Origin of the sequence: Streptomyces sp. Da 82-17, assembly GCF_046098215.1 — a bacterium.
Taxonomy (GTDB): Bacteria; Actinomycetota; Actinomycetes; order Streptomycetales; family Streptomycetaceae; genus Streptomyces.
On record NZ_JBJURH010000005.1, the window covers coordinates 390,790 to 408,585 of the forward strand.

At 72.7% G+C, this 17,796-nt stretch carries 18 protein-coding genes; 6 read left to right on the forward strand and 12 right to left on the reverse strand.

All coding sequences use genetic code 11. From position 1 onward, the window contains the following. The first annotated feature begins 8 nt into the window (after nucleotides 1-8). Complete coding sequence (locus ACIDOF_RS11675) at nucleotides 9-821, forward strand: ArsR/SmtB family transcription factor (RefSeq protein ID WP_409005726.1); 813 nt, start codon at nucleotides 9-11, stop codon at nucleotides 819-821. Between the two features lie 270 nt (nucleotides 822-1,091). On the opposite strand, the gene ACIDOF_RS11680 is transcribed toward ACIDOF_RS11675, so the two are convergent. Then, entirely contained in the window at nucleotides 1,092-2,267 is a 1,176-nt protein-coding gene (locus ACIDOF_RS11680; protein ID WP_409005727.1) for a UDP-N-acetylglucosamine--N-acetylmuramyl-(pentapeptide) pyrophosphoryl-undecaprenol N-acetylglucosamine transferase, read from the reverse strand. 160 nt (nucleotides 2,268-2,427) lie between these two features. Between ACIDOF_RS11680 and ACIDOF_RS11685 the strand changes: the two genes are divergently transcribed. Beyond that, entirely contained in the window at nucleotides 2,428-3,435 is a 1,008-nt protein-coding gene (locus ACIDOF_RS11685) for a TauD/TfdA family dioxygenase (RefSeq protein ID WP_409005728.1), read from the forward strand. 124 nt (nucleotides 3,436-3,559) lie between these two features. Here ACIDOF_RS11685 and ACIDOF_RS11690 read toward each other — a convergent pair whose 3' ends face one another. Next, nucleotides 3,560-4,285, reverse strand: coding sequence for a LuxR C-terminal-related transcriptional regulator (locus ACIDOF_RS11690; RefSeq protein ID WP_409005753.1), 726 nt, complete (start codon nucleotides 4,283-4,285; stop codon nucleotides 3,560-3,562). An 84-nt stretch (nucleotides 4,286-4,369) separates the two neighbouring features. Beyond that, nucleotides 4,370-5,554, reverse strand: a complete 1,185-nt coding sequence (locus ACIDOF_RS11695; RefSeq protein ID WP_409005729.1) for a LeuA family protein — start codon at nucleotides 5,552-5,554, stop codon at nucleotides 4,370-4,372. A gap of 319 nt (nucleotides 5,555-5,873) precedes the next feature. On the opposite strand from ACIDOF_RS11695, the gene ACIDOF_RS11700 reads away from it, so the two are divergent. After that, entirely contained in the window at nucleotides 5,874-6,053 is a 180-nt protein-coding gene (locus ACIDOF_RS11700; RefSeq protein WP_409005730.1) for a hypothetical protein, read from the forward strand. A 42-nt stretch (nucleotides 6,054-6,095) separates the two neighbouring features. Here the strand turns inward: ACIDOF_RS11700 and ACIDOF_RS11705 are convergent, their stop codons facing one another. The 6 genes from ACIDOF_RS11705 to ACIDOF_RS11730 all read right to left on the reverse strand — a co-directional run bounded on the left by ACIDOF_RS11705 (nucleotide 6,096) and on the right by ACIDOF_RS11730 (nucleotide 11,883). Further along, on the reverse strand, nucleotides 6,096-7,124 hold the full coding sequence (locus ACIDOF_RS11705) for an enolase C-terminal domain-like protein (protein WP_409005731.1): 1,029 nt from the start codon (nucleotides 7,122-7,124) through the stop codon (nucleotides 6,096-6,098). A 185-nt stretch (nucleotides 7,125-7,309) separates the two neighbouring features. After that, complete coding sequence (locus tag ACIDOF_RS11710; RefSeq protein WP_409005732.1) at nucleotides 7,310-8,311, reverse strand: LuxR C-terminal-related transcriptional regulator; 1,002 nt, start codon at nucleotides 8,309-8,311, stop codon at nucleotides 7,310-7,312. 61 nt (nucleotides 8,312-8,372) lie between these two features. Next, a complete protein-coding gene (locus tag ACIDOF_RS11715; protein ID WP_409005733.1) occupies nucleotides 8,373-8,942 on the reverse strand; it encodes a TetR family transcriptional regulator in 570 nt (189 codons plus the stop codon). 150 nt (nucleotides 8,943-9,092) lie between these two features. Next, on the reverse strand, nucleotides 9,093-9,776 hold the full coding sequence (locus ACIDOF_RS11720) for an HAD family hydrolase (protein ID WP_409005734.1): 684 nt from the start codon (nucleotides 9,774-9,776) through the stop codon (nucleotides 9,093-9,095). Next, nucleotides 9,773-10,903 carry an acyl-CoA dehydrogenase family protein gene (locus ACIDOF_RS11725; protein WP_409005735.1) on the reverse strand — a complete coding sequence of 377 codons (1,131 nt, stop codon included), beginning with the start codon at nucleotides 10,901-10,903 and terminating at the stop codon, nucleotides 9,773-9,775. The genes ACIDOF_RS11720 and ACIDOF_RS11725 overlap by 4 nt, the downstream gene beginning before the upstream one ends. Further along, nucleotides 10,897-11,883, reverse strand: coding sequence for a ScbA/BarX family gamma-butyrolactone biosynthesis protein (locus tag ACIDOF_RS11730; RefSeq protein ID WP_409005736.1), 987 nt, complete (start codon nucleotides 11,881-11,883; stop codon nucleotides 10,897-10,899). The genes ACIDOF_RS11725 and ACIDOF_RS11730 overlap by 7 nt, the downstream gene beginning before the upstream one ends. A 199-nt stretch (nucleotides 11,884-12,082) precedes the next feature. Here ACIDOF_RS11730 and ACIDOF_RS11735 point away from each other — a divergent pair, with 199 nt between their 5' ends. Further along, nucleotides 12,083-12,748 (forward strand): ScbR family autoregulator-binding transcription factor, encoded by a 666-nt coding sequence (locus ACIDOF_RS11735; protein ID WP_409005737.1) that lies wholly within the window; start codon nucleotides 12,083-12,085, stop codon nucleotides 12,746-12,748. Nucleotides 12,749-12,859: 111 nt separating this feature from the next. On the opposite strand, the gene ACIDOF_RS11740 is transcribed toward ACIDOF_RS11735, so the two are convergent. Both ACIDOF_RS11740 and ACIDOF_RS11745 read right to left on the reverse strand, forming a co-directional pair. Further along, nucleotides 12,860-13,198 (reverse strand): hypothetical protein, encoded by a 339-nt coding sequence (locus ACIDOF_RS11740; RefSeq protein ID WP_409005738.1) that lies wholly within the window; start codon nucleotides 13,196-13,198, stop codon nucleotides 12,860-12,862. 17 nt (nucleotides 13,199-13,215) lie between these two features. Continuing rightward, entirely contained in the window at nucleotides 13,216-13,377 is a 162-nt protein-coding gene (locus tag ACIDOF_RS11745) for a hypothetical protein (protein WP_409005739.1), read from the reverse strand. 201 nt (nucleotides 13,378-13,578) lie between these two features. On the opposite strand from ACIDOF_RS11745, the gene ACIDOF_RS11750 reads away from it, so the two are divergent. Next, entirely contained in the window at nucleotides 13,579-14,205 is a 627-nt protein-coding gene (locus ACIDOF_RS11750) for a dihydrofolate reductase family protein (protein WP_409005740.1), read from the forward strand. Between the two features lie 40 nt (nucleotides 14,206-14,245). Here the strand turns inward: ACIDOF_RS11750 and ACIDOF_RS11755 are convergent, their stop codons facing one another. Continuing rightward, entirely contained in the window at nucleotides 14,246-16,420 is a 2,175-nt protein-coding gene (locus ACIDOF_RS11755) for a molybdopterin-dependent oxidoreductase (protein ID WP_409005741.1), read from the reverse strand. Nucleotides 16,421-16,609: 189 nt separating this feature from the next. On the opposite strand from ACIDOF_RS11755, the gene ACIDOF_RS11760 reads away from it, so the two are divergent. Next, nucleotides 16,610-17,782 (forward strand): LLM class flavin-dependent oxidoreductase, encoded by a 1,173-nt coding sequence (locus ACIDOF_RS11760; RefSeq protein WP_409005742.1) that lies wholly within the window; start codon nucleotides 16,610-16,612, stop codon nucleotides 17,780-17,782. Nucleotides 17,783-17,796: the final 14 nt, after the last annotated feature.

Here is a 17,796-nt window from a genome sequence, read left to right on the forward strand (position 1 = left end):
CTGACACCATGCCGAAAGCCAGCAAGGCCGAGGGACAGGTACGGGGACAGGTGCAGGGGCAGTCCGGCGAGCCGCTCAAGCACCAGACCGACATCGCCCGCGCCGCCGCCCTCGTCGCCGACCCCTCCCGCGCCCGCATCCTTAAGTGCCTGGCCGACGGCCGCGCCCTGCCCGCCGGCGCCCTGGCCGGGGAGGCGGGCATCAGCGCCGCGACCGCCAGCGCGCACCTCGCCAAGCTCGTCGAGGGCGAGCTGCTCACCGTCAAGGAGCAGGGCCGCCACCGCTACTACCGCCTCGCGGGGCCCGACGTCAGCGCCGCCCTGGAGGCGCTCGCCCTGATCGCCCCGCCCCTCGCCATCACCTCGCTCCGGCAGAGCAGCCGCGCCAACGCCCTGCACCGCTCCCGCACGTGCTACGACCACCTCGCCGGGCAGCTCGGCGTCGCCCTGATGCGGACCCTGATCGAGCGGAACGTCCTGACCGGCCACGACGGCGTCCACCGCCCGAAGGAGGCCGTACGGGACCGCCCCTCCGCGTACGGCCGCGACGTCCGCTACGACCTCACCGACGAGGGCCGCACGATCCTCGCCGGGCTCGGCGTCGACACCGACCGGCTGCCGCCCCGCCGCCCCGCCGTCCGCTACTGCGTCGACTGGAGCGAACACCAGCACCACCTCGCCGGCGGCCTCGGCGCGGCCCTCACGTCCCGCCTCTTCACCCTCGGCTGGATCCGCTGGGGCACGGCCCCCCGCGTCGTCCACCTGACGGACGAGGGAGCGGTGGGCCTGGAACGCTCCCTGGGACTTGTCCTCTCGGACTGACCCCAAGCAGCCCGGCCGACCGGCCCGCCCGCCCAACACCCAGCCGGGCCCGGGGAGTTGCTCCCCCTGAGGCCCTGAGGCCTCCGGCCCGGAGGCCTGGAACGCAGAGGCCCGGAGCCCCGGACGCTGGGGTCACCCGACCCCGGCCACCGGCATCCGCCCCGTACGGAGCCGCACAACCGCAGCCGCCCCACCCAAGCCGCGCGCCCGAGTTGCTCCCCCGGACACCCGGAGCCCTGGGGTCACTCGGCCCCGCCCCGCCGAACCGGCTCAGCCGCCCGCCGCCGAAAGAAGCACGTCCACCAACCGCTCCGCCGCATCCGGCCGCCCGTGCGCCCGGGCCGCGTTCGCCATCGTCGCTCGGCGGGTCGGGTCCGAGAGGAGGGGGGCGAGGGCCTCGCGCAGGCGGGCCGTGGTGACCTCGCCCTCCAACGACAGGGCCGCGCCCGCCTCTTGGAGGTGTCGGGCGTTGTGGGCCTGCTCGTTGCCGGCCGCGGAGGCGAGCGGTACGAACACCGCGGGCTTGCCGAGCGCGGTGAGCTCCGCGAGCGTGCCCGCGCCGCTGCGGGAGACGACGACGTCGGCGAGGGCCAGGACGTCGGGGAGTTCCGGGCCGACGAACCCGGTGAGGTGGTAGCGGGCCGCGAGTTCCGGCTGGAGCTGCGCCGCGCGCTCGCGCAGGGACGCGACGTTGTCCGGCCCGCACTGGTGCACCACGTTCGCCCGCTCCAGCAGCCACCCGAGCGCGTCCCCGACCACCCGGTTGATCTGCTGGGCGCCCTGCGCGCCGCCGGTCACGTACAGGGTCGGCAGCCGTCGATCGAAGCCGGTCAGGCCGAGCGCGGCGACCGCCTTGTCCGCGTGCCCGGCGAGGACCTCCGGCCGCACCGGGTTGCCCGTCACGACCGCCGCGGGCCGTACGGCCTCCGGGAGCAGCGGCAGCGTCGACTCCGACGACACCGCCACGTACGTCGCCGACGAGGCCAGCTTGCGGTTGGCGAGCCCGAGCCGGACGGTCTGCTCGTGCAGCACCAGCGGGCGCTTGCACATCCGTGCCGCGAGCCCGGCCGGGACGGCCACGTACCCGCCGGTGGCGAGGACGACGTCCGGGGCGAACTCGGCGATCTTCTTCCGCGCCTGCGCGACGCCGAGCGGCACCCGTGCCATGTCCTTCACGTTGGCGGGGCCCAGCATCTTCAGCGGGTTGGACGAGCGGCGGATCTTCCCCGTCGCGACCGTCGTGAACGGGATGCCCTCGGCCGGGGCCACCCGCGCCTCCAGGCCTTCTGCCGTGCCGATCCACAGCACGTCGAGGGTCCGGCCCTCGGCGGCGAGCCGGGACTCCAGCGTGCGGACGGCGGTCAGGGCCGGATAGGTGTGGCCGCCGGTGCCGCCGCCCGTGACGAGCAGGCGGAACGGGGCCGGGGAACCGGAGGTGGGAGTCATCTGCCGCACCCTACTCGCCGCCCTCCACCTTCGGCCGACCCTCCCCCGTCGCCGCCTCCACCCTCGGCCGACCCCGCCCCCGCCATCGGCGTACGCCTCCGCGCCGGGCTCCTCCGGCGGCCGATGTGCGGGGTGCCGGGCGGGCGGGAGGGTGCGGGGCATGGAACCGACCTACGTACTCTCCGATGCCGAGCGCGACCGCCTCGCCACCGTGCTGCGCTCCGTGGCCAAGCACCCGTACGAGGACTACGAGGCCTTCTCCCGCGCCGTCGGCGACCTGGTGGCCCGGGGAGAGGTGCCCGGGTTCTTCACCGAGGTCTGCGCGCGGATCCGGGCCGACCGCGACAGCGGCGCCTCCGACGCCCATGTGCTCCGCAACTGCCCGCTGGACGAGGAGATCCCGGTCCTGGACCTGGACGACCCGGTCGCGGACAAGCACGCGAAGAAGAAGACCTTCGTCGGCGAGGCGTTCCTGGAGCTGTTCGCGCAGCTGGTGGAGACCCCGCTGCTGTCGTACGCGACGCGGTTCAACGGCGACTTCTTCACGGACGTCGTCGCGATCAACCGCTACAGCGGCATGCAGACCGGCTTCAGCGACAGCGAGCTCGTCTACCACAACGACCGTACGGCGCACCCGGTGCGCGCGGACTTCATCTCGCTGCTCGGCATGAACTGCCCCGACGGCGACTACATCTACACCGGCTTCGTGGACGGCCGCGACCTGCTCGCCCACCTGAGCGAGGAGGACCGACGCCAGCTCAGGCAGGCGCAGTTCGTCACCCCGTTCGACGTGTTCTCGCGGGACAACAACAAGGACCTGACGGTCTCCGAGGTCCACCCGATCCTGGAGAACCACCACAGCTTCCGCTACCTGGACACCTGCACCACCGCCGCCCCGGGCGCCCCCGAGTCCGCGAAGGACGCGCTGCTCGCCCTGAAGAACGCGATGGTGCGCGCGGACAAGACCCGGCACCGCATCCGCACCGGCGACCTGTTCACCTTCGCCAACCAGGACGGCCTGCACAGCCGCGACAAGATGGAGATCAACGACCCGGCCCGGGCCCGCCGCCGCTGGCTCCTGAAGACGTACGCCTTCCGGGACGCGGCCGCCGCCGAGCAGCACGCGGACCGCTGGCTCGACGGGGTGCGCGGCCGCGTCGGCGACTGACCCGCACCCCCTTGAGAACCTCCGGCCGACGGTGCAGCCCTCCCCCGGGCACCGTCGGCCGGATCGGCATACCCGGACACGTACGGCCGGATCGGCATCCCCGGACACGTACGGCCGGGGGAGCTCACGACCACGGCGGCCGGTCCCCGTCCAGCGCCCGGCGCATCAGCAGGACCGCCTCCAGCCGGTTGCGCACCGACAACTTGGCCAGGGCGTGCGACACATGGCTCTTGACCGTCGCCGGCGTCACCTTGAGGCGGCGGGCCGCCTCGCGCGTGGACAGCCCCTCGGCGAGCAGCGTGAGCACCTCCCGCTCCCGCTCGGTGAGGGAGCGCAGCAGCAGACCCGCCGTACGGTCCCCGCGCCGCGGCCGGGGCGCGGCGGCGGGCCCGGGCCGCTGCGGCGTCCACAGGCCCACGAGCTCCGGCGACACCACCACGTACCCGGCCGCCGCCGCCCGCACCGCCGCCGCGAGCCGGCCGATCTCCGGGTCCTTGACGAGGACGCCGGCGCAGCCCGCGGCGAGCGCGGCGCCGAGCGAGCGGCCGGTCCAGCCCGTGCCGAGCAGCAGCACCCGGATGCCCTTGTGCACCAACTCCGCGGCCAGCGGCCCCGGTTGCGGGCCCGAGCCGTCCGCGAGCACGACGACCTGCACCCCGGCCAGCGGCCAGCGGTGCAGCGGCTCCCGGCTGTCGGCGGTGCCGAGCACGGTGACCCCGTCCGCCCCGCCGAGCGCCGCCGCGAGCACATGCCGGGCCACCGGGTCGGCGTCGGCGAGCAGCACGCACACGTCGGGGCGCTCCTGCTCGTACCGCAGCACCAGGCCGTCCGCCGCGTAATCCACGGTCATCTCCACTCCGATCTCCGTTCCCGGCCACCGCGGTGGCCACGAGCGGGCCGGGCCCGGGGAGTCCGGGCCCGGTCCGCGGGCTGCTCAGGCGGCGGCGGGCAGCCGGTCCCCGAGCAGCAGGCCGGCGAGGCGGTCCTTCAGTACGGAGATGTCCTCGCAGTCGCCGCCCGCGCGCTCGGCGATGTGCTCGCGGTACAGCTCGGTCAACTCCCCGTCGGTGACCGTGATCTGCAGCTCGTCGAGGATGTGCCGCAGCACGGCCCGCCCCGAGTGCCGGCCGATGAGCAGCGACCGCTCCCGGCCGAACCGGGCGGGCTCCACGTACTCGTACGTCGCCGGGTTGCGCAGCATGCCCTGCTGGTGGATGCCGGCCGCGGTGCCGAAGGCGTACGTCCCGAAGATCGCCTTGTTGCGCGGCTCCTCCAGGCCGATCATCTGCCGCATCGCCGTGTACGCCGCGTACATCGCGGACACGTCGATGTCCGTGTGCATCCCGAGGATGCCGCCCTTGTACGAGAGCAGCGCGGCCAGCTCCTCCAGCGGGGTGTTGCCGGCGCGTTCGCCGATGCCGCCGAGCGTCGCCTGCACCTCGTCCGCCCCGGCCTGAAGGCCCGCGACCGCGTTGGCGAGGGAGAGGCCGAAGTCGTCGTGGCAGTGCGTGGAGATGCGCACGGCGTCGGGCAGCCAGGCGCGGAATCTGCCGATCAGAGCGGCGTACTCCTGCGGCAGGTTGCAGCCGGAGGTGTCGGCGACCGCGAAGCAGGTGGCCCCGGCATCGACGGCGGCGAGCGCGATGGCGCGCAGCAGCTCGTCCTCGCCGCGGCTGGCGTCCTCGATGCCGACCGACACGGCCTCGACGCCGAGGGCGCGGGCGTGGGCGACCGTGTCGGCGACCTCGTCGACGGCCTGCTGCCGGCTGATGCCGCGCTTGTGCCGCAGGTGCATGTCGCTGCCGGTGGCCATGATCTGCACCTGGTGGCGCTCGGCGCCGCCCGCCTCGACGGCGGTGTCCACGTCGGCGCGCACGGCCCGGCAGAACGTGGTGAAGCGGGCCGACGTCATGTTCCGGGAAATGAGCCGGGTCGCCTCGAACTCGCTCGGCGACGAGGCCGGAAATCCGGCTTCGATGAAGTCGGCGCCGAGCGCTTCAATGCGCAGTGCCATGTCGAGTTTCTGCTGCGGATTCATGGCGTTTCCGGGGGCCTGCTCGCCGTCCCGGAGTGTGGTGTCGAAAATGGATATCCGTCGTGAACCGGCCGTCGGTGTCATCAGGTTCCTTTCCTGGGCCGAAGCTCCTCATGGATCTCAACAGCGCGCACACTAGGTCGAGTCGAGGGTCCGCGACGCGTTGATCGACTGGCCGGTCAGGGCCATGACCCGCATGGGTCGAGCGCTCCCGCGGGCCGGTGGCGGCCAACTCCGGAAACCTTTTCTTGAATTACTGATACGTCGGTCGGTGGCCGCTCGGGGACACGGCACCGCTGGGTCACCTCCACCTGTTGCCCGAAGGTGGAGAAGGAATGGAAGGTTTTCCTGAAAGCGCGGTCACCGCCGCGCACCGGTCTTTTCAAAGAATGAGGAAAAAATCATGCTGACGCCCGTCGCCGCCACCACCGACGTCGCCGCCAAGCTCGTCCGTGTCTGCGCCCTCGCGCTCGCCGCCACCGCCCTGGCCGGCTCCGCCGCCCTCGTGAGCGACGCCTCCCCCGCCGAGATACGGACGACGGCCACCGACCCGGCCTCCGAGGACGACCTGATCTGGGGCTGAGCCGACGGCGGTGGCGTGCGACCTGTTCCTGCGGGGCCGGGTCTATCCCCAGAGGGAGGGCGCGGGCGGGGCCAACACCCCGTCCGTGTCCTGCTGTCCGGCCTGCGGGTCGTCCTCGGTCCGCAGCCACTGCGAGAAGTTGACCCGGTCCGCGCCGGCCGCGACATGCAGCGCGGCCGCCCAGGAGCGCGGGGTCGCCGGCGGCGCGCCGAGCAGCACGGACAGGCCCCGCTGGTCCGCCTGCCGCATCAGGTCGAGGGCCGCGGTGAGGCCGCCGACGGCGTCCGGTTTGAGGTTGATGCCGTCGTAGCGCGACGCGAGCCGGCCGAGGCCGTCGCCGCTCTCCCCGTACGCCAGGTCGGCGATGATCGGGAAGGGGCGGCGCAGCCCCACGAGGGCGCCCGACTCCCCTTCCTCCACGGGCTGTTCGAGCAGCCGCACCCCGTGCGCCTGCAGCATCGGCAGCATCGTGTGCAGCCGGTCCACGTCCCAGGCCCCGCCCGCGTCGACCATCAGCCAGGCGTCGGGACGGCGACGGCGCACGGCGTGCAGGCGGTCCAGGTCGTCCGCCACGGTGCCCTCGCCGAGCATCAGCTTGAGCGCGCCGTAGGCGTGGCTGTGCCGTAACTCGGCGTCCAGGCAGGGCCGTTCGCCCCACGGCAGGGTGAGGACGGCCGGTACGGGGCGGGGCGGCGGCACGCCGAGCAGCTCCCACACGCGCTGCCCGCTGCGCTTGGCGAGCAGGTCCCACAGGGCGGCGTCGAGGGCGCTGCGCAGCGGCCCGGGCGGCAGCATCTCCGCCAGGTCGACGGGGCTGATCATCCGCTCCAACCGGTCCCGGGTGCCGCCGAGTTGGGCGCGTACGACGTCCGGGGCGTGCGCGTCGAGGAAGGGCAGGAGGGTGGCCTCGCCGCGTCCGGCGCGGCCGGCGTTGCGCAGCGTCACGCGGAGCACGGACCAGTCCCGGCCGGTGTCGGCGGGCGGGGCGTGCGGCGGCTCGGCGGGCAGGACGGCGCACTGCACCCGCATCGGTGTCCCCGTCAGGGACTTGAGGAACGCGGGGTCGAACACGAGGGGCTCCAGACTCGCTGCCGTTGCGGCGGAGCCCTCATCGTCGCCGGGGCGCGCGGCGGCCACCAGAGCCGGAACGCGGCACTCTGCGACCTGGCCGCAACCGGACAGCCCCTCCGGACCGCGCCCCTCCCCCGCCCCGGCCGACGCAGGTACCGGGCCTCCCCCCTCGGCCCGGGGGGGCGTCAGTCGAGCAGGCCGAGCCGCGCCGCCGTGATGCCCGCCTGGAAGCGGCTCTCCACCCCGAGCCGGGCCATCAGGTCGGCCATCACCCGGCGCAACGTCCGTACGGACACGCCGAGTTCACGGGCGATGGCCTCGTCCTTGCGGCCGGTCGACATCAGCCGCAGCACCCACAGCTGCTGCGAGCTGAGCCCCGAGTCCTGCCCCGGCTCCGCGGCCTCCAGCGGGGCGGCCGAGGCCCAGCACATCTCGAAGACCTTGACGAGCAGCGCGGTGACCGCCTCGCCGCGCAGCACCATCATGGCCTTGGAGGAGTTGGTGTGCAGCGCGGGCACCAGGGCCTGCACACGGTCGACGAGGATGAAGCGGAACGGCACGATCGTGGCGATCCGCACCTGCGCGCCCGCGTTCTGCAGCTCCTGCAGATGCGTCATCGAGTGGATGATCCGCGTCATCGGCCGCAGATGGATGCTGCGCATCGCCACCCCGCGGTTCAGGACCTGCACGTCGCGCCGCAGCCCCTCGGCGAGCATCTCGGGCGCCATCACGGGCCCGGGGTGCATGCTGAGGATCTCCGAGGTCGCGATGTCGGCGGTGTCGCTCAGCACCCGCGCGATCTTCTCGGGGCTGGTGACGACCTCGCCGCTCAGCCCGTTGGAACGCGCGGTGTGCAGCGGCAGGAACACCTCGCGCATCGCGTCGATCTGCTCGCGGGTACGGCGGATCTGCTCGGTCAGCCGGGACGCGGCCTCCTCCTCGGCGGTCAGCAGCCGCAGCAGCGCGGCCTCCGGCGCGGTGGCCTTGGTGGCGGGCTCGCCGCCCTGCGCGCCGCCGTCCGGCGACTCGATGAGCAGGCCGAGCCCGATCAGTTCGCTGCGCGCCCGCTCGATCTCGCCGACGGTGGTGTCGAGTTGCTCGCAGGCGCTGCGCACCGTCCAGTCGCTGCGCGACGAGGCGTACTCGAAGAGCCGCAGTGCCTGCGGCCCGATGGTCGCTGCGCTCATGTCGTCCGTTGCCTTTCCCTGACGGATCGATGAGGTCGTACGGGGCAGCCCGGGGGCCACCTCAACCGCCCCGCGCGCCGAACAGCCCCCAGAGGCCGTCGAGTCGGGTGCGGCTGCCGATGCCGTTCTCCGCGCCCGGCTGCGAACCGGCGAAGATCGCGGTGGTGACCAGGTCGGCGAGGGCCACCGGCGGGACCGCCACGGCGGGCGCGGCCTGCTGCTGCGCCCGGCGTGCCAGTTCGGTGAGGCGGTCGGAGACCAGGGACACCAGGTCCCGCTCCCGGGTTCCGCGCCGGCCGTCCGAGGCGAGCCGTACGGCGGCCCTGAAGACGGTGTCGTCGTCCATCAGGCGCGCCAACTGCCCGGCCAGCGTGCGCAGTTCGCCGACCGGGTCGGAGGGCCGCGCCGGCCGCTGCGCGCTCAGCCGCTCCCAGCAGGACGCGGCCTCGTCGGCCACGGCCCGGGCCAGCTCCGCCTTGGAGGCGAAGTGCCCGTACAACGCGCCCTTGGTCATGCCGATCCGGTCCACCACGGTCTGGAGCCGCGCGCCGGAGTACCCGCGCGCGGCGAACTCCTCGGCCGCGGCGTGCAGCAGCAGGCGTCGGGTCCGTGCCGACCGCTCCTGGCTCATCGGCGATGTCTCGCATCCGCTGCGTCTCTCCTGTCCGGTGAGAACCCCATGACAACAAAATACCCTCCCGAAGGTATTTTTCTCGACGGTGCGCATGGCCCCTACCGGCCAAGGGCCGATCGGGGCCGTACGCGTCAACTCACTTGCGACTCAGCCCACTTGCGCCACCACCGCGCGGGACCGCAGCGGCCCGGCCGCCGCGTCCAGGCGCGGCCAGCCCGCGGCCGCGACCCGCTCGGCGAGCACCGGGTCGTCGCCCACGACCACCGGATGCCCCACCGCCGTCAACAGCGACAGGTCGCTGCTGTGGTCGGCGTACGCGAAGCAGTCCCGCAGCCGTACGCCGAGGCGCGCGGCCAGCGCGGTCGCGACCGTCCGCTTGGCGTCCCCGAGCACCGGCCGCCGCACCTCGCCGGTGAGCACTCCGGCGGCGTCCGTGAGCACCTCGGTGGCCAGCACGTGCCGCACCCCGAGCTCCTCCGCGAGCGGCCGTACGAGCATCTCCCCCGCGCCGGTGACCAGGGCCACCTCGTGGCCCGAACTCCGGTGCCGCAGCAGGGCCTCGACCGGTTCGGTGAGGCACACCTCAGGGCCGCGGCGGAACTCCTCGTACCAGCGGCGTGCGGCGCGCTCGAGGTGTGCCTGGGGGACGCCGGCGAAGAGCCGGAAGTAGGCGCGGTTCAGGGTCTCGCGGTCGGCGCCCGAGCTGCGCGGGGTGGGCAGGGCGCCGCCGTGCCGGGCGGACAGCGCCGCCCAGAAGTGCCAGAAGCTGAGCATGCTCTTCCCGGCGAGCAGCGTCTCGTCCACGTCGAAGAACGCGATGCGTCGGGTCACGGGCGGGCTCCGGCCTGCGCTCGCGCGGCGAGTGCCGCGCCCGCGTAACTCGCCGCCGCCGCTTCGAAGTTGAGGGTGCCGTGGGTGCCCGCCACGGTGATGTCCCGCCAGGCGCGCTGCAGCGGGTCCCCCTCGTCGAGGGCGCTCGACCCCGCCGACCGGAACAACTCGTGGGCGGCCGAGCCGCACAGCTCGACGGCCACGGCCACGTCACGCTGGTTCTCGGCGACCAGGACGGGCGTCACCGGCGCGTGGTCGGCGCGCTGGGCGGCCCGTTCGAGGAGCAGCCGGGCGGCCTGGACGTGCGCCGCGGTCCGGGCGAACACCTGCTGCTGGGCGGGCTGTTCGGCCGCGCTGCTGCCGTCCGGGCGTACCCGGGAGGCCTGCCGGTCCCACCAGGTGCGCAGCGCGCCCTCCGCGGCCCCGAGCACTGGCGCCGCGAAGATCAGCGAGGCGACCAGCGGGAACGGCACCGTGTGGCAGCGTGCCGCGTGCGGCTTGGCGCGGGCCAGATCGCGCAGTGTGAAGCTGAGGTGGTCGGGGACGAGGACGTCGGCGCCGACGGTGTTGCTCCCGGTGCCGCGCAGGCCCACGGGATGCCAGGTGTCGATCACCTTGACGTCGGAGCGCGGCACCGCGAAGACCCGGTGTTCGCGTGCCGGTTCGGCGCCCTCGTCGACCGGCGGCGCCCAGGCGGCGAGCAGCACCCAGTCGGCCTGGTCGACCCCGCTGGCCATCGTCCACCTGCCGGTCAGGCGCCAACCCCCCTGCGTACGCTCGGCGTTGCCCTGCGGCGGGACGACGGAAGCGGCCACGCACACGTCGGGCCCGCTCCCCCACAGCTCCTGCTGCCCGGCCTCGGGAAGATACGAGGCGAGCCGGCCGTGCGCGGCGTAGAGCGCGCCGCACCAGGCGGTGGACGCGCAGGTCTCGGCGACCACCGAGACCGCGTCGAGCAGTGCGGTGAACGTGCCCGCGCAGCCGCCCCAGCGCTCGGGCACGAAGTGCCGGGTGAAACCGGCCGTGACCAGCGCGTCGGCGAGCCGGTCGGTGAGCTTGCAGGACTCGTCGAGCAGTGCCCGGTCCTGCCGGGCCGTCTCCAGGATCGGCTCCAGATCGCTCAGCATGCGGCAGCCCCCGCCTCGGCCGCCATGCCGGCGAGCGGGGCGGCCGGGCGGCCGGCCACCCGCGCCGTGGCCAGGGCGCGTTCGCCCTGGCGCGCGGTGGCCAGGTAGGCGTGGTCGCCGAGCGGCTCGGCCGACACCGTGACGGGCTGGTCGAGTTCGCCGAAGGAGGCGAAGGTGGTGTGCATGGCCCGCAGCTCCCAGCCGTCGGGGGCTCTCTTCGCCGCCTCGACTAGGACGGCCTGCCGGAACGACTCGACGATCACCATGCCGGGCACGTGGTCGCTCTCGTGGTCGAAGAGCGCGGGGTGGCCGGTGTCCATCCGCAGCCGCCAACTCCCCGGCTCTTCGGGGCAGTCGCCGATCAGCACGGCGTCCTCCCGGTCGCGGCCCACGGCCTCGGGGCGCAGCGGCGCCGGGTCGGCGGGCGGCGCCGTGAAGTCCGCGAGCGAGGGCACGCCCGCGCAGCGGTGGCGTACGACGGCGTAGTGCTTGGGCGCGAGGGCCTGCCAGGACATTCCGGCCCGGCCCACGGACCGTCCCCCGACGAGGAGTTCGGCCTCGGACGCCAGCTTGAAGCGGTCCGGCTTGCCCGGCTCGCGCCGGACGGTGATGTCGAGGACGACGTCGGCGCCGTTGCCGAGGTCGCGGATCGGTGCGCTGAGGTCGTACTCGAAGCTGTGCAGGACGAAGGCGTGGTCCATGGGCACGCCGTGGTAGCGGTGCGAGAGGTAGATGCCGGCCTGGCGCATCGTCTCCACCACGATCAGCGAGTCACGGACCCCGTCGGCGGAGCGGCCGTGCAGCAGGTGGTCGTGCGGCCAGCGCATCCAGACCGCGAAGCGGTCGTCGGCCAGCGGCTGCGCGGCCGAGAGCAGCACCTCCCGGTCGGCGGCCTTGTGTACCAGAGTGCGCGGAACATGTGCATCGGCATGGCGCCCGGCTGCCTTGTGGGTGTCGGGCTCGATGTCGGCGTCGTACATGGGTATCCCCTCCCTGGACAACGGAGCCGCTGCGGCCCGGTCCCTGTGACTCCCCGGAGGGCCCGGCCGCTCGGCGGCTCGAAAATATACCTACGGGAAGGTATATTGCAATGGGGTCGTCGAGCGCCCGACTGCCGTACGGCGCAAGGGACTTGACGGATGAAAGGCCAGGGGGGCGAGCGATGAAGGCGAGTGCAACGTGACCCAGAACAAGAGCCGGGCCTCCTTCCCGATGCCCGAACGCAAGCCGGGCGACGAGCCGAGGACGGGCCGGATCCCCGAGCGCCAGCAGGAACGGGCGGTGCAGACGCGCCTGCAGATCCTGGACGCGGCGGCCGAACTCTTCGACCGCAACGGCTACTCGGGCACCTCCGTGCAGAACGTCGCCGACCACGTCGGCATGACCAAGGGCGCGGTCTACTTCCACTTCCCCACCAAGGAAGCCCTCACCATCTCGGTGGTCGACGCCCACTACCACCGCTGGCCGGTGCTCCTGGAGGCCGTGCAGGCCAAGGGACTCGGCCCGCTCGACACCCTGGTCGAACTCCTCGACCAGACCGCGGCGGCCTTCCGGGACGACGTCATAGTGCAGGGCGGGGCCCGGCTCCAGATGGAACAGCCGCTCCCCGAGGGCGTGCTGCCCACGCCCTACGTCGGCTGGATCAACCTGCTCGAACAACTCCTCATCGAGGCCGAGGAGGCCGGCGAACTCCGCGCCGGCGTCTCCCCCGCGGCGGCCGCGCACGCCCTGGTCTCCGTCTTCTTCGGCACCCAGCACATCTCGGCCCGCCTCGGCCGCCGCAAGGACCTCACGCGGCGGTGGGAGGAGGCCCGGGAGCTGATGTTGTATTCGCTGCGGGCGTGAGGGGGCGGCGGCACACGAACGAGGCCGTACGGGTGGGGGCGGGCGTGTGGGCCCGCATCCGCACTCGTACGGCCTCGTCGATCGTCGTGCGCAGGAGGTTCGGCGGGCGGATCAGCCGAAGCTCCACTCGACGGCGCCGCTGGACGACACCAGCGCGGCCAGCACGATCAGGTCGGCGATGCCGAGCGTGAGGCCGAGCACGGCCCGGCCGCGGCGACTCGTCCCACGGACGAACGCGAGGGTCGCGAGGGCGATGGCCATGGGCCCGAGCACGATGTTCAGGGCGAGCAGGCCGACGAGTCCGAGGACGAAGGACGCCACAGCGGGTCCGTCGCCGCTGCGGACGGCGTCCGGCTCGGCGACGGGGCGGTGGACGACCTCCGCGACCGTCAGCGGCGGCAGGTCACCGGGAGCAGTGGCGAGCGGCCGCTCGGGGGAACGTACGTTCATGATGCGCCTCCTCGGTGTCAGGCGGTACGACTCGGTCGGCTTCGGTGTTCACGGATCGCGAAGTGTGTGAGCCAGCCGGCGATGGCGACGGCTGCGACTGCGGACACAGACAGCGGCAGGTAGGCGACCGCGCCGAGGAACACCCCCAGAAGCGCGAAGACAGCGACCAGGACGAGCATGATTCTCCTTTCGACGGAGGAGCTGTAGCCGTTCGGGGGTCAGGGCCATGACGGATGTTCAGTAAAGGGCCAACTGCCGAAGTGGTCGAGTCTTGACTGAACAGTTAACTGAACGCTTTGCGCCTGGGATTGAGCGAAGGCACGACGCACCGGCGACTCGGCTACCACATGCCGCAAGTCGGTCAAACTACGGTGAATGCCATGCCCAAGCTCCGTGTACACAACACGATCTCCTTCGACGGCTTCGCCGCCGGCCCTCGGCAACGTGAGGACGCCCCGTTCGGGGACGGATTCGACGGCGTGCAGCAGCGGATGCTCGCCACGATGGCGGACCGCGTCAAAGGCAGGCCGAACGCCGACGTCGACTTCCTCGAGCGGAGCGAACGGAACATCGGCGCCACCATCATGGGACGCAATATGTTCGGACCGCAGCGCGGCCCGTGGGAGGACGAGTCGTGGACCGGCTGGTGGGGGCCCGAACCCCCGTTCCACCACGACGTGTTCGTGCTCACCCGGCATCTGCGCCCCGCCGTGCGGATGGAGGGCGGCACGACCTTCCACTTCACCGACGAGCCGATCGAGAAGGTCCTCGAGCTGGCCTTCGCGGCGGCGGACGGCCAGGACGTGCGCGTCGCCGGCGGCCCGTCCACCGTGCAGCAGTACATGCGCGCGGGCCTGGTCGACGAAGTGCATCTGACCGTCGTTCCCGTCATGGTCGGCGCGGGCGAGCGCCTGCTCGACAACCTGGGGGAGGCGGCGCACTCCTACCAGGTGGCCGAGCTGGTCGGCACGCCCGCCTCCGTGCACGCACAACTGACCCGCGTCTGACCCACGTCCGTCCCGCGGTGAGCCCGTTCCGCCTGAGCCGTCAGGCCGGGACGGGCTCCACCGTGACCGGCACTCCGTTGAACACCGCGTTGCCCGACGGTACGTCGACCACCGCGTCGTCGGTCAGCGTGTTGGCGTTGACCCCGGGGTTCTTCGCCGCGACCAGCTGCGTGCCGTCCTCGTGGCCCCAGCCGTGCGGCAGGCTCACCACCCCCGGCATGATCGTGTCCACCGGCTCCAGCGGGACGACCAGTTCACCGGCCGCGGAGCGGATCAGGGCCCGCTCGCCGAGCCCGTAGCGCGCGACGTCGGCGGGGTTGATCTGGAGCGTGCACTGATTGGTGCCGCCGGTCAGCGCGGGGACGTTGTGCAGCCAGCTGTTGTTGGAGCGCAGGTGGCGGCGGCCGATCAGCAACAGCTCGGCGGGCCGGGCGGACATCCGGGCGCGCAGCCGGTCGACGTCCTCGACGAGCGGGGCGGGGGCCAGCTCCACCCGGCCGGACTCCGTGCACACCAGCTCGTGCAGGCGCGGCTGCAGCGGCCCCAGGTCGATGCCGTGCGGCTGTCGCCGTACGGCATCGAGGGACAGGCCGTAGCCGCCGAACTTGAGCAGGGCGTCGAGGAGCAGGTCGGGGCCCGTGCCCTCCAGTCCCGCGCGGATCTCGGCGACGTCGGCGCCGAGGAGCGGTGAGCCGGGCGCCTGGGTCACACCGGCGAGGACCTGGCCGACGATCATCTCGTGGGCGGTCTCGGCGTCCGTGTCGTGGCCCTGCCCGGCGAGGATGAGGAACAACTTGCCGAGGATGTCGTGCTCGTGGCGCTGGTCGGGGCCGAGCGGCAGCACGGGCGGCGAGTAGCGCGCGTAGTTGCGCACCATGATGCACTGCACGAGGAAGTCGAAGTGCGCGGTCTGCATCATCCGCGGCGGCGGCAGGATCACGTGGGCGTGCTTGGTGGTCTCGTTGAGGTACGGGTCCACGCTGACCATGAAGTCGAGGTCGGCGAAGGCGCGGTCGAGCCGCGGCCCGTTGGGGGCGGACAGCACCGGGTTCCCGCCGACCGTGACGAGAGCCCTGACCTGGCCGTCGCCCGGGGTCTCCAGCTCGTCGGCGAGGGTCGCGACGGGCAGTTCGCCGAGCGCTTCGGGCAGGCCGCGCACCCGGCTGTGGAAGTTTCCGGTGCGGAAGGGCAGGCCCGTGCGGAAGATCTCCAGGCCCGCGGTCTTGGCGAACATCACCCCGCCGGGCCGGTCGATGTTGCCGGTGAGGATGTTGACGGCGTCCACGAGCCACTGCGCGAGGGTGCCGAACTCCACGGTGCAGGTTCCGATCCGGGCGTAGACGGCCGCGGTCGGCGCAGCCGCGAGTTCCCGGGCCAGGCGCACGATCACGTCCTCGGCGACGCCGCAGACCGGAGCCACCGCCGAGGGCGGGAACTCCTCGGCCAGGCGGCGGAGTTCCGCCACACCGGCCACGTCCGCCGGGGGCTTCGCCAGGCCTTCGGCGAAGAGGGTGTGGACGATGCCGAACAGCAGGTACGGGTCGGTTCCGGGGCGTACGTACAGATGCTCGTCGGCGGCCTCGGCGGTGCGGGTGCGGCGCGGGTCGACGACGACGAGTTTGCCCCCGCGCTTCTGCAACGCCTTCAGCCGGCCGGGGAAGTCGGGGGCCACGCACAGGGATCCGTTGGACACCAGCGGGTTGGCGCCGAGCACCAGCAGGTAGTCGGTGCGGTCCAGGTCGGGCACCGCGACGGCCATGGGGTCACCGAACATCAGGCCGGACGAGACGTGCTTGGGCATCTGGTCGATGGTGCCCGCGGAGTAGATGTTGCGGCTGCCCGAGACCTGGGTCAGCGCCTGGCGGTACATGAAGCCCGCCATCGTGTGGAACGTCGGGTTGCCGAAGTAGAGGGCGAGGGCGTCGCGGCCGTGTGCGTCGAGGACGCCGCGCAGCCCGGCGTCGACGCGGCGGAAGGCCTCGTCCCAGCCGACCTCCCGCCATTGCTCGCCGTCGCGCACCAGCGGAGCGGTGAGCCGGTCCGGGTCCTCGTCGAGCTGTCCGAGCGCGGCGCCCTTGGGGCACAGGAAGCCCTTGGAGAAGGGGTCGTCGGCGTCGCCGCGCACGGAGGTCACTCCGCCGTCGTCGTCCAGCGTCAGCTTCAGCCCGCAGGCGGCCTCGCACAGCGGGCAGGTGCGGTACGCGGTCGTGGTCATGTTCGCTCCCCAGGTTCGGCTGCCACCGGCATCGTGTCCGGCTTCCGGCGGCTCAGGAATCTCCCGTATTGCGGAGTTGGGAAGCGTCGGTGCGCCCTGGGCAATACGGAGGATGCCCCGGCCGACGGCACCGGGATAGGCGTGGATACGTCAGGCGCGAACGGTTTCGCACATGGGGGTATCAACGACATGAGCGCACTCAGCGACGAATCGGGCATCACCAAATTCGTCTACTGGGACAATCTCACCTACTCGCCGCCTGGATCCTACGACCCGGAGGAATGGGACGCCGGACTCGGGGCCCGTATCTACGAGAATTACCTCGACCATTGCGTCGAGGCGGAACACCTCGGATACGCCGGTGTCAGCATGCCGGAACACTTCGGACCGTCGTCGCCGTGCCCGCATCCGAACATCATGATGGCCGCGCTCGCGGCGCGGACGACCACGGCTCGGATCATCTCGGGGGCGAACCTTCCACTGCTGCACCATCCGCTGCAGCTCGCCGAGCAGCTCGCCATGATCGACGTGCTGTCCGGCGGACGGCTCGAGGTGGGCCTCGGCCGGCACGGCGACCGGGCCGCGCAGGAACACGCGATCGACCTCGTCGACGGTGGCCTCAACCGGTTCGACCTGCCCGTGCCGAAGGACGATCTGACCCCCATGTCGGCGGCGTTCCTGGCGGACGCCGAGACCGCCGAGGTCACCGTGTGGCCGCGGCCGGTGCAGCAGCGGGTGCCGCTGTGGGTCGCGGCGGGCTCCGACGAGTCCCTCGCCACCGCGGCGCGCCGCGGCCTGGGCGTGTTCACCGGACTGAACATCACGCCCTCGGCCGGCGGCATGGCGCCGCTGCGCGTGGACGAGATGGCCGCCCGGCTGCGCCGCTATGTCGAGATCGGGCAGGAGCACGGGCAGGCATTGTCGATGGCGCATGTCATGGCGAGTTGTTTCACGGTGGTCGCGGAAACCGACAGGGAGGCCGCGGAAATCGTGCGCGACGGCTTCATCAGACACGTCGAGTCCGCAGCGGTTTACTTGGCCCGCATGGCCGGATCCGGGCGGCTTGACAGCCCGCTCGAATCGCTTGCGGAGCAAGAGGAAACGGGAATCAGGGCGGTTCTGGAAACACCGGCGGATTCGTATCTCAGGAATCCGTTCGCCCTCGTCGGATCGGTCGAAACGGTCAAGGAGAAACTGGCCGCACTGCGAGCGGCCGGCCTGACGCGGTTCATGCTGCTCTGCGGCGGAGTCGGCACGGAGCAGGCCATCGGCTGGCAGACGGCGAAGGCCATGGCCGAGGACGTGGCGCCGGAACTGTTCCTGGCCGCCCGGAACGGCCCGGTCCGGATGGCGGCGGCCTGACGGGGAAGACGCCC

Excerpts from the sequence above, each read along its gene's own strand:
- ACIDOF_RS11675 (WP_409005726.1), top strand. The coding sequence starts at position 9 with ATGCCGAAAGCCAGCAAGGCCGAGGGACAGGTACGGGGACAGGTGCAG.
- ACIDOF_RS11680 (WP_409005727.1), bottom strand. The coding sequence starts at position 2,267 with ATGACTCCCACCTCCGGTTCCCCGGCCCCGTTCCGCCTGCTCGTCACG.
- ACIDOF_RS11685 (WP_409005728.1), top strand. The coding sequence starts at position 2,428 with ATGGAACCGACCTACGTACTCTCCGATGCCGAGCGCGACCGCCTCGCC.
- ACIDOF_RS11690 (WP_409005753.1), bottom strand. The coding sequence starts at position 4,285 with ATGACCGTGGATTACGCGGCGGACGGCCTGGTGCTGCGGTACGAGCAG.
- ACIDOF_RS11695 (WP_409005729.1), bottom strand. The coding sequence starts at position 5,554 with ATGACACCGACGGCCGGTTCACGACGGATATCCATTTTCGACACCACA.
- ACIDOF_RS11700 (WP_409005730.1), top strand. The coding sequence starts at position 5,874 with ATGCTGACGCCCGTCGCCGCCACCACCGACGTCGCCGCCAAGCTCGTC.
- ACIDOF_RS11710 (WP_409005732.1), bottom strand. The coding sequence starts at position 8,311 with ATGAGCGCAGCGACCATCGGGCCGCAGGCACTGCGGCTCTTCGAGTAC.
- ACIDOF_RS11715 (WP_409005733.1), bottom strand. The coding sequence starts at position 8,942 with ATGAGCCAGGAGCGGTCGGCACGGACCCGACGCCTGCTGCTGCACGCC.
- ACIDOF_RS11725 (WP_409005735.1), bottom strand. The coding sequence starts at position 10,903 with ATGCTGAGCGATCTGGAGCCGATCCTGGAGACGGCCCGGCAGGACCGG.
- ACIDOF_RS11730 (WP_409005736.1), bottom strand. The coding sequence starts at position 11,883 with ATGTACGACGCCGACATCGAGCCCGACACCCACAAGGCAGCCGGGCGC.
- ACIDOF_RS11740 (WP_409005738.1), bottom strand. The coding sequence starts at position 13,198 with ATGAACGTACGTTCCCCCGAGCGGCCGCTCGCCACTGCTCCCGGTGAC.
- ACIDOF_RS11745 (WP_409005739.1), bottom strand. The coding sequence starts at position 13,377 with ATGCTCGTCCTGGTCGCTGTCTTCGCGCTTCTGGGGGTGTTCCTCGGC.
- ACIDOF_RS11750 (WP_409005740.1), top strand. The coding sequence starts at position 13,579 with ATGCCCAAGCTCCGTGTACACAACACGATCTCCTTCGACGGCTTCGCC.
- ACIDOF_RS11755 (WP_409005741.1), bottom strand. The coding sequence starts at position 16,420 with ATGACCACGACCGCGTACCGCACCTGCCCGCTGTGCGAGGCCGCCTGC.
- ACIDOF_RS11760 (WP_409005742.1), top strand. The coding sequence starts at position 16,610 with ATGAGCGCACTCAGCGACGAATCGGGCATCACCAAATTCGTCTACTGG.